The organism is Chthoniobacter sp., from assembly GCF_040003245.1.
Lineage (GTDB): Bacteria > Verrucomicrobiota > Verrucomicrobiia > Chthoniobacterales > Chthoniobacteraceae > Chthoniobacter.
Genome location: NZ_JBDUCX010000304.1, coordinates 1 through 7,329 on the forward strand (window position 1 = coordinate 1; position 7,329 = coordinate 7,329).

The window sequence follows — 7,329 nt, forward strand, 5'->3', positions numbered from 1 at the left end:
TCGTCGTGACCATCGGCGACGACCGCGACATCGAGGTCGTCCGCGAGGTGCTCACGGCGCACACCTTCTGGCATCTGCGCGGCTTGAAGGTCGATCTGGTGCTGCTCAGCGAGGAACTCGCGAGCTACGAGGAACCGCTCACCGCCCATCTGCGCCGGCTCGCCGAAGCGCATGCGCAGCTCACCGGCGTGGATCAACCCGGCGGCGTGTTCCTGCGTTCGGCGAACAAGATTTCCAAGGAGGAACTGATCGTCATCCTGGCCGCCGCGCGCGCGGTGCTCGTGGCCGCGCGCGGCACGTTGCGCCAGCAATTGGCCGCGCCGGTTCCGATCGGTCCGCAACCGCTGCCGCGCGTGCCGGGAAAGCCGTTCCGCGAAGAACCGTCGCGACCGCTCCCGTTCATGGAGCTCGATTATTTCAACGGGCTCGGCGGCTTCACCAAGGACGGCAGGGAATACTCGATCTACCTCGGCCCGGAGACGCAGACGCCAGCGCCGTGGGTCAACGTCATGGCCAATCCGAACTTCGGCACGCTCGTCTCCGAATCCGGCTCGGGCTTCACCTGGTATGGCAACAGCCAGAGCCATCGCCTCACGCCGTGGTCGAACGACCCCGTCTCTGATCCGGCGGGCTGCGCCATTTACATCCGCGATGATGACATGGGCGTCTTCTGGTCGCCCACGCCGCTGCCGATCCGCGAGCGCGATGCCTACCGCGCGCGGCACGGTCAGGGTTATTCGATTTTCGAACACAACAGCCACGCCATCGAGCAGGAGTTGCTCACGTTTGTGCCGGTCGATGCCGCGGGTGGACTCCCCGTGCGCGTGCAGCGGCTCCGGCTGCGCAACCGCTCGTCGCATCGCCGCAAGCTGACCGTGACCTCTTACGCCGGGCTCGTGCTCGGCAGCGATCCGGAGGAAACGCGGATGCACGTCGCGACGAAGTGGGATTTGCAAAGCCGCAGCCTCTTTGCGCGCAATACCTACGAACCGGAATTTTGCGACCGAGTGACCTTCGCCACCTCGAGTCCGGCACCCGCGTCCTTCACCGGCGACCGTGCGATCTTCATCGGACGCAACCGCTCGATGCGCAATCCTGCAGCGATGGATCACGAGCGGCTGGCGGGCGGCACCAGTCCCGGCCTCGACCCCTGCGCCGCGGTGCAGACCACCATCGAGATCGAGCCGGGCCAGGAAGTGGAAGTGACTTTCCTGCTCGGGCAGGCCGCCGACGAAGCGGAGGCCCGCGCGCTCGTGCAGCGCTTCCGCGATCCGGACAATGTCGAAACCGCGCTCCAGGAGACGCGCCGCTGGTGGGACGATCTCCTCGGCACGATCCAGGTCGATACTCCCGAACGCTCCGCCAATCTCCTGCTCAATCGCTGGCTGCTCTACCAGACGCTGAGCTGCCGCATCTGGGGGCGCTCGGCCTTTTACCAATCGGGCGGCGCCTTCGGATTCCGCGACCAGCTCCAGGACGTGATGGCGCTGGTCCACGCCGCACCGCACCTCGCCCGCGAACACATCCTGCGCGCGACCGCCCGGCAGTTCGTCGAGGGCGACGTGCAGCACTGGTGGCATCCCGAGACCGGCGCCGGCGTGCGCACCCGCATCACCGACGACCTGCTCTGGCTGCCCTTCGTCGCCGCGCATTACGTGCGCACCACCGGCGATGCCGCGATCCTCGATGAAATCGTGCCCTTTCTCGAAGCGAAACCGCTGGCGGAGAACGAGCACGAAAGCTTCTCCGTTCCCGCGATCTCCGCCACGCGCGCGTCGTTGCTCGAACATTGCCGGCGTGCCATCGCGCGCGCGACAACCGCCGGCCCGCACGGCCTGCCGCTCATTGGCGGCGGCGATTGGAACGACGGCCTCAACCGCGTCGGCATCGGCGGCAAGGGCGAGAGCGTCTGGCTCGCGTGGTTCCAGATTTGTGTGCTCCGCGACTTCGCGGAACTGCTCGAACTGCGGGATGGCAGCACCGAAGCCGCCGAATGCCACACCCAAGCCGCGCGCCTCGCGGAAGCGATCGACGCCGAAGCCTGGGACGGCGCGTGGTATCGCCGCGGATATTTCGACGACGGCAGCCCGCTCGGCTCCGCGCAATGTGAGGAAGCGCGCATCGATTCCCTCCCGCAATCCTGGGCCGCCATCGCCGGTAACGGCGATCCCGAGCGTGTGAAGACCGCCCTCCGCTCGCTCGAAGAAAATCTCATCCGCGAAGCCGAGCAGATGATCCTGCTCTTCACGCCGCCCTTCGACAAATCGCCGCAGGACGCTGGATACATCAAAGGCTACCCGCCCGGCGTCCGCGAAAACGGCGGCCAATACACCCACGCCTCCGCCTGGGTTGCGCTCGCCTTTGCGCGCCAGGGCGACGGCGACAAAGCCGTGTCCCTGCTCCGGATGCTGAACCCGATCCAGCACGCCCGCGCGGAAGCGGATTCGGCGCGCTACAAGGTCGAACCGTACGCCGTCGTCGCCGACGTCTATGCGCTGAAAGACCACATCGGCCGCGGCGGTTGGACCTGGTACACCGGCGCCGCCGGCTGGATCTACCGCGTATGGCTGGAGGAAGTCCTGGGCTTCAAAGTCCGGGGCGACACGCTGACCATCGACCCGGTGATCCCCAAAGCCTGGCCCGGATTCCGCCTGCGCTACCGGCATCATAGCACCTGGTATGACATCGCGATCGAAAACCCCGGTCACGTCTGCCGCGGCGTCGCTCGCGTGGAATTGGACGGCGCGGTGCTGTCCTCCAAGACGATCACCATGCATGACGATCAGCAGCCCCACGCCGTCCGCGTCTGCCTCGAGCCGGAGGGAACACCACGTTGATGATGTTCCAGCTTTTCAACGTCTTCAACGCGCGCTCCGACGAGCGAAACGCCTTGCGCGCCATCTTCCACAATCGCTGGCTGTGGAGCGCGCTCGGTCTCTCGCTGGGGCTGCACGCCGCCGTGATCCACGTCCCTTTTCTCCAGAGCGCCTTCTCGACCGTCGCCATGAGCCTGCGCGACTGGCTATGCTGCGCCGCCGTCGCCAGTTCAGTCCTCTTGGCTTCGTGAATTGAGCAAACTCAGCGCGCGCGTAACGGCGAAGACCGCTCCCGAAAACGCGGCTTGATGGCCGGCCCAGTCGAGGAGCGAGGCATCGTGATCCAATTGTTCACTGCTCCAACGCTTCCACGGATGACCATAGCGCAAGAGCCGATGCCGTTCACGGAAGCAATGCGGCCCCGGCAGCAGCCTCAATGTAATATTGCTCGCGAGGGAGAATCACTTCGAAACGGCTCCCGCGACCCGGCTCCGATTCAATGCGAATCCTGCCCCCGAGCATCTCCACCAATCGTTTGACAATTGGCAGTCCAAGGCCGGTGCCTTCGCGATCCGCGGTTTGTTGGGCACGATAGAATTCGTCGAAAAGCTGCGCCCGTACTTGGGCGTCGAAGCCCGGTCCGCTATCCTCGACGCCGAAGACCCACAGAAATTCGCCCTGAGCACGCAACCAGAATCGCACCTGTCCCCGGTCGGTGTATTTGATCGCGTTGGAGAGAAGATTGACGGCGATTTGCTTTAGTTTCGTGCCGTCGGTGGCGAGATTGCAGAGCGCGAGATCGCATTCGCCCGTCAACGCGAGACCCTTCGCGGTCGCGGGCGTGCGGAACGCGAGAAGAAGCTCCTCGACGAATTCCGTGGACGACAGTAGCGCGATTCGCAGCGTGCGGCGGCCCGCTGCCTGCATGGAAAAATCGAGCAAATCCGTGAGAATCTCGTTCATCTGATGCAGATTGCGCGCGAGCACTGGCAACAGTTCGGCGCGCGAAGCTTCGTCATTTTGTTCACTCAAACCCTGGATTTCAAGTTGGGCGCAATTGAGCAGATTGCGCAGCTCATGCGCTGCCGTGCGCAGCAACTGGAATCGCGACGCATCCACTTCACGAAGCGAAGCCGTTCTCTCCAGCGTGTCCTCTCCGATCACCGCTCCATCCTCCGCCACGATTGCAAAGGCTCATGCACACCAGCCTTAAGAGAGCCAGCGCACCTCATCGCGAGAACCGCCTCCGGCCGGAATTGCACATGCGTGACTTTGAGCCGCCACGCGCCGTTCAGCGCCTGCCACTCGAACGCATCTCCCACGCGGTAGCCGAGCATGCCCGTGCCGAGCGGCGAGAGGACGGAGACTTTGCCTTCGGCGATGTTGGCTTCGTCCGGAAAGACGATGGTGAATTCAATGTGGTTGTCGGTAGTGTAATCAAGCAATGTGGCGCGGCTGTTTATCGTGATCACATCGTCCGGAACCTCGTCTGGTGCGACGATTACAGCGCTGGCCAATTCACGTTCGAAGGTGCGGAGTTCGCTGCGTTCTCGTGGGGAAAAATCACCGAAGGCAATCAGATCGCTGAGTCTCGCGTGGTCCGCTGTGGTGATGACGATGTGCCGCTTTTTCATAGAAGTGCTCGTGTATGTTTGAGGGTGGTCGTGCGCGCTCCACCGGGAAGCTCCCAAAGCACCGGTCGAGGAGGGATCGAAAGTGTCGGGGTAGCACGGCGGCCATTGGTTAAGATTGAGTGCCCGGCGCGAGCTTTCGACATAGGCGGACGCACCTCACGATCCATGCGCTGGTGAAGTTCCCGGCCAACCTCGGTGATCGAGAATCCGCGCCGCGTCATGCGGACGAGGCCCGCCGCCTGCATGATGCTGAGGACTGTGCGGATGGCCCAGTCAGGTAAATTGGCGGCGTGGCAGTGATACTCCTCGTAAGTTTGGAGTTCATCCGCCAGCGCCTTGTAGCCGACCGGTTTCTGCCTCGCGGCAAGGAGACGCAGGATTCTGGATGATTCCTTCGACTGAGTGAAGAATTCCACGAGCGCATCTCCGCATCTCATCTGCGGGCGGCCGGCGCGGAGAGTGTGGGAGTTTGCCTCGCCCGTCCGCGCCCGGTCGCGAAGCGATCCGCCAATTACGCGCTCCCGGCAACCAGAGCGATCCGTGGCACGAGGGTCGCCATCGTGCTCGTCGAACACCGGCGACACGCTGCACTCAGGTTTGGATTCCCGGTCGAATTCGCCGACCGCCGAAGTCACGTGATTTGCTGGCATGCGCGTATGTTCGCGCATGGATCACTTCGGTGGAAGCGGGCACAGGTCTGAGTTTGGACAGCGAGAGCGCCGGGTGCGGCATCGGATAATGTCTTACCCGGACAACGTTGGCACGCTGGCCGCGATCACTTTCGCGCGGCGCCTGGTGTTACGTCAGAGCTTCGACCCACTGCACTGCGAAGCGCACCAGGCTCGTCGCGTCCTTCAATTGCAATTTCGTCTTGAGGTGCTCGCAGTAGGTTTGCACGGTCTTGACGCTCAAATGTAAATCCGCGGCGATTTCCTTGGTTTTCCGCCCCCGGCCGAGTCCCTCGAAAACCTCCAGTTCGCGGTCGCTCAGACATTCCACGGGAGAGACGCCTTGATTGATGTGAGGATCCGCGACCCGGTGGAGAATCAGCCGGCTCATGGTTTCGCTAAGATAGATCTCGCCGGCCAACACCTGGCGAATCGCGTGCAGGAGCTTGGGCGTCGGCTCGTGTTTCATTAAGTAGCCGCGTGCGCCTGCGCGAAGAGACCGTTGCGCATAGACCTGCTCATCGTGCATCGAATGCACCAGCACGAGCAGTTTCGGATGGCGAACCTTGAGATCCTTGATGAGTTCTAGGCCATTCTGACCACCAAGCGCGATGTCCACGATGGCAAGATCGGGCTGGGTGTTTTCGATCGACTCAAGCGCCTGGTGAATGTTCGCGGCCTGCGCGCAGACGGTCAGGTCGCCGGCCCTGTCAATCACCTGCGCCAGTCCTTCGCGCATGACGGGATGATCGTCCACCACCAGGATGCGCGCTCCTTTTTGCGCAATGCTTCGCGGGCGCTCTTTTCGTGCCGGGCGTGCTTTCCGTGAGTTCACGATGCCGGCCTCCTTCGGCGGTCTGCTGGCACAGGCCACACGCAAGCGAGCACCGTGCCGCCGCGACGAATCGGCGTGCAACTCAAACGGCCTCCGATCACGTTGGCGCGGTGCTTCATGATTTCCAAACCCATGCCTCGCGCTTCGGGTAACAGCTCAGGAAACCCTTGCCCGTTGTCTCGCACGCGGAGCGCCACCGCCTCGTCTTTTAAGGAAAGGGAGATGACTATCCGCGTGGCGTTTCCGTGCCGTATGGCATTGTTCACGGCTTCCTGGGCGATGCGGAACAAGTGGGTGGCTGTCGGGTTATCGTAAATCAGCACAGGCTTGGGGCACACGAACCTGCAGTCTCGTTGGTAGATATTTTTGACTGTGACACCTAACGCACGCAAGGCGTGCATGAGACCGGTCGCTTCGGGTTCCACCGGAAACAACCCCCGCGCCAGCGTGCGCGCCTGATTCAGGGCTTCTTCCAGCAACTGCGCGATGCGCGCGCAATCAGTCGCTTCGGGCCGGTTGTGCTCGATTAACCGTTCGTGCAAACCATGGTTGAGGTGCGCGATCCCCCGCAAGTGCTGGCTGATGCCGTCGTGAAGGTCCTGGCCGATGCGGCGCTGTTCGCGCTCGCTGATTTCCAAGAGTTCCGACTCCAGGCGCCGCCTCTCCGAATAGCCTTTCAATGCTTTGGCCACGCCATTAATCAGGTCGCGTTCCCCCGCGAGAAACGGACCTTCTGCGCACCGCGGGCGCTCCGCCAAATACACGACCTCGACCTCGCCCTTCCGCCCATCCGTCGTCGTGAACCCGGCCTTCTGGCTCCAGCGGGAAGAATGAAAATTGGGTGTTTTGAACTCGAACTTACCAACCTGCACCCGAGCGGCGGTGACTTCGGGATATTGCCAGGCCGGAAGCAAAAGCAACGCGATGTCCTCCAACAAGGCCATCTTTGACTTCGTTTCCAGTTGAAGCAGGTGGGCCACACCGTAGATGGCGGTGAGTTCTTTGATGCGTTCGCGCAATTCATGCACAAGCTGGCGGCGCTTAATTTCCGCGCGTTTGCGTTCCCGAATGTCGCGCCCGACCACCGCCACGCCGATGAGAGCGCCGCGCGCATCCCTGATTGGCGACGCAGTGAGTGTGATGTCCACCAATTTGCCGTTCCTGGCCACTCGCTGCGTCTCATAGTCGTCCACACTTTCGCCACGCCGCACTTTCTCCGTGATGGCTGTTTCGTCGCCCGCCAGATGCGCCGGAATGAGCATGGCAACCGGCCTGCCAATGGCCTCCGACGAAGAGTAGCCGTAAAGTTGCTTCGCCCCTTGGTTCCAAGTGTCGAGAATACCATCCATTGTCCAACTGATGATGGCGTCTCTACT

At 62.7% G+C, this 7,329-nt stretch carries 7 protein-coding genes; 2 read left to right on the top strand and 5 right to left on the bottom strand.

The annotated features are described in order from the left end of the window. Both ABJF10_RS27665 and ABJF10_RS27670 read left to right on the top strand, forming a co-directional pair. On the top strand, positions 1 to 2,837 hold a 2,837-nt coding region (locus ABJF10_RS27665; protein ID WP_348547856.1), incomplete at its 5' end, for a glycosyl hydrolase family 65 protein. Further along, a complete protein-coding gene (locus ABJF10_RS27670; RefSeq protein ID WP_348547857.1) occupies positions 2,837 to 3,067 on the top strand; it encodes a cation-translocating P-type ATPase C-terminal domain-containing protein in 231 nt (76 codons plus the stop codon). The genes ABJF10_RS27665 and ABJF10_RS27670, both read left to right, overlap by 1 nt. A 151-nt stretch (positions 3,068 to 3,218) precedes the next feature. Here ABJF10_RS27670 and ABJF10_RS27675 read toward each other — a convergent pair whose 3' ends face one another. From ABJF10_RS27675 to ABJF10_RS27695, 5 genes are all read right to left on the bottom strand, one after another. After that, positions 3,219 to 3,935, bottom strand: coding sequence for a HAMP domain-containing sensor histidine kinase (locus tag ABJF10_RS27675; protein ID WP_348547858.1), 717 nt, complete (start codon positions 3,933 to 3,935; stop codon positions 3,219 to 3,221). Positions 3,936 to 3,976: 41 nt separating this feature from the next. After that, the gene (locus ABJF10_RS27680) at positions 3,977 to 4,450 is read right to left on the bottom strand and encodes a GreA/GreB family elongation factor (RefSeq protein WP_348547859.1); all 474 of its coding nucleotides are present in this window, start codon (positions 4,448 to 4,450) and stop codon (positions 3,977 to 3,979) included. Further along, a complete protein-coding gene (locus ABJF10_RS27685) occupies positions 4,447 to 5,100 on the bottom strand; it encodes a winged-helix domain-containing protein (RefSeq protein WP_348547860.1) in 654 nt (217 codons plus the stop codon). Before ABJF10_RS27685 ends, ABJF10_RS27680 begins: the two co-directional genes overlap by 4 nt. Before the next feature lie 148 nt (positions 5,101 to 5,248). Next, positions 5,249 to 5,992 carry a response regulator transcription factor gene (locus ABJF10_RS27690; protein WP_348547861.1) on the bottom strand — a complete coding sequence of 248 codons (744 nt, stop codon included), beginning with the start codon at positions 5,990 to 5,992 and terminating at the stop codon, positions 5,249 to 5,251. Next, a partial coding sequence (locus tag ABJF10_RS27695) for a PAS domain-containing sensor histidine kinase (RefSeq protein WP_348547862.1) occupies positions 5,950 to 7,329 on the bottom strand: 1,380 nt, incomplete at its 5' end. The genes ABJF10_RS27690 and ABJF10_RS27695, both read right to left, overlap by 43 nt.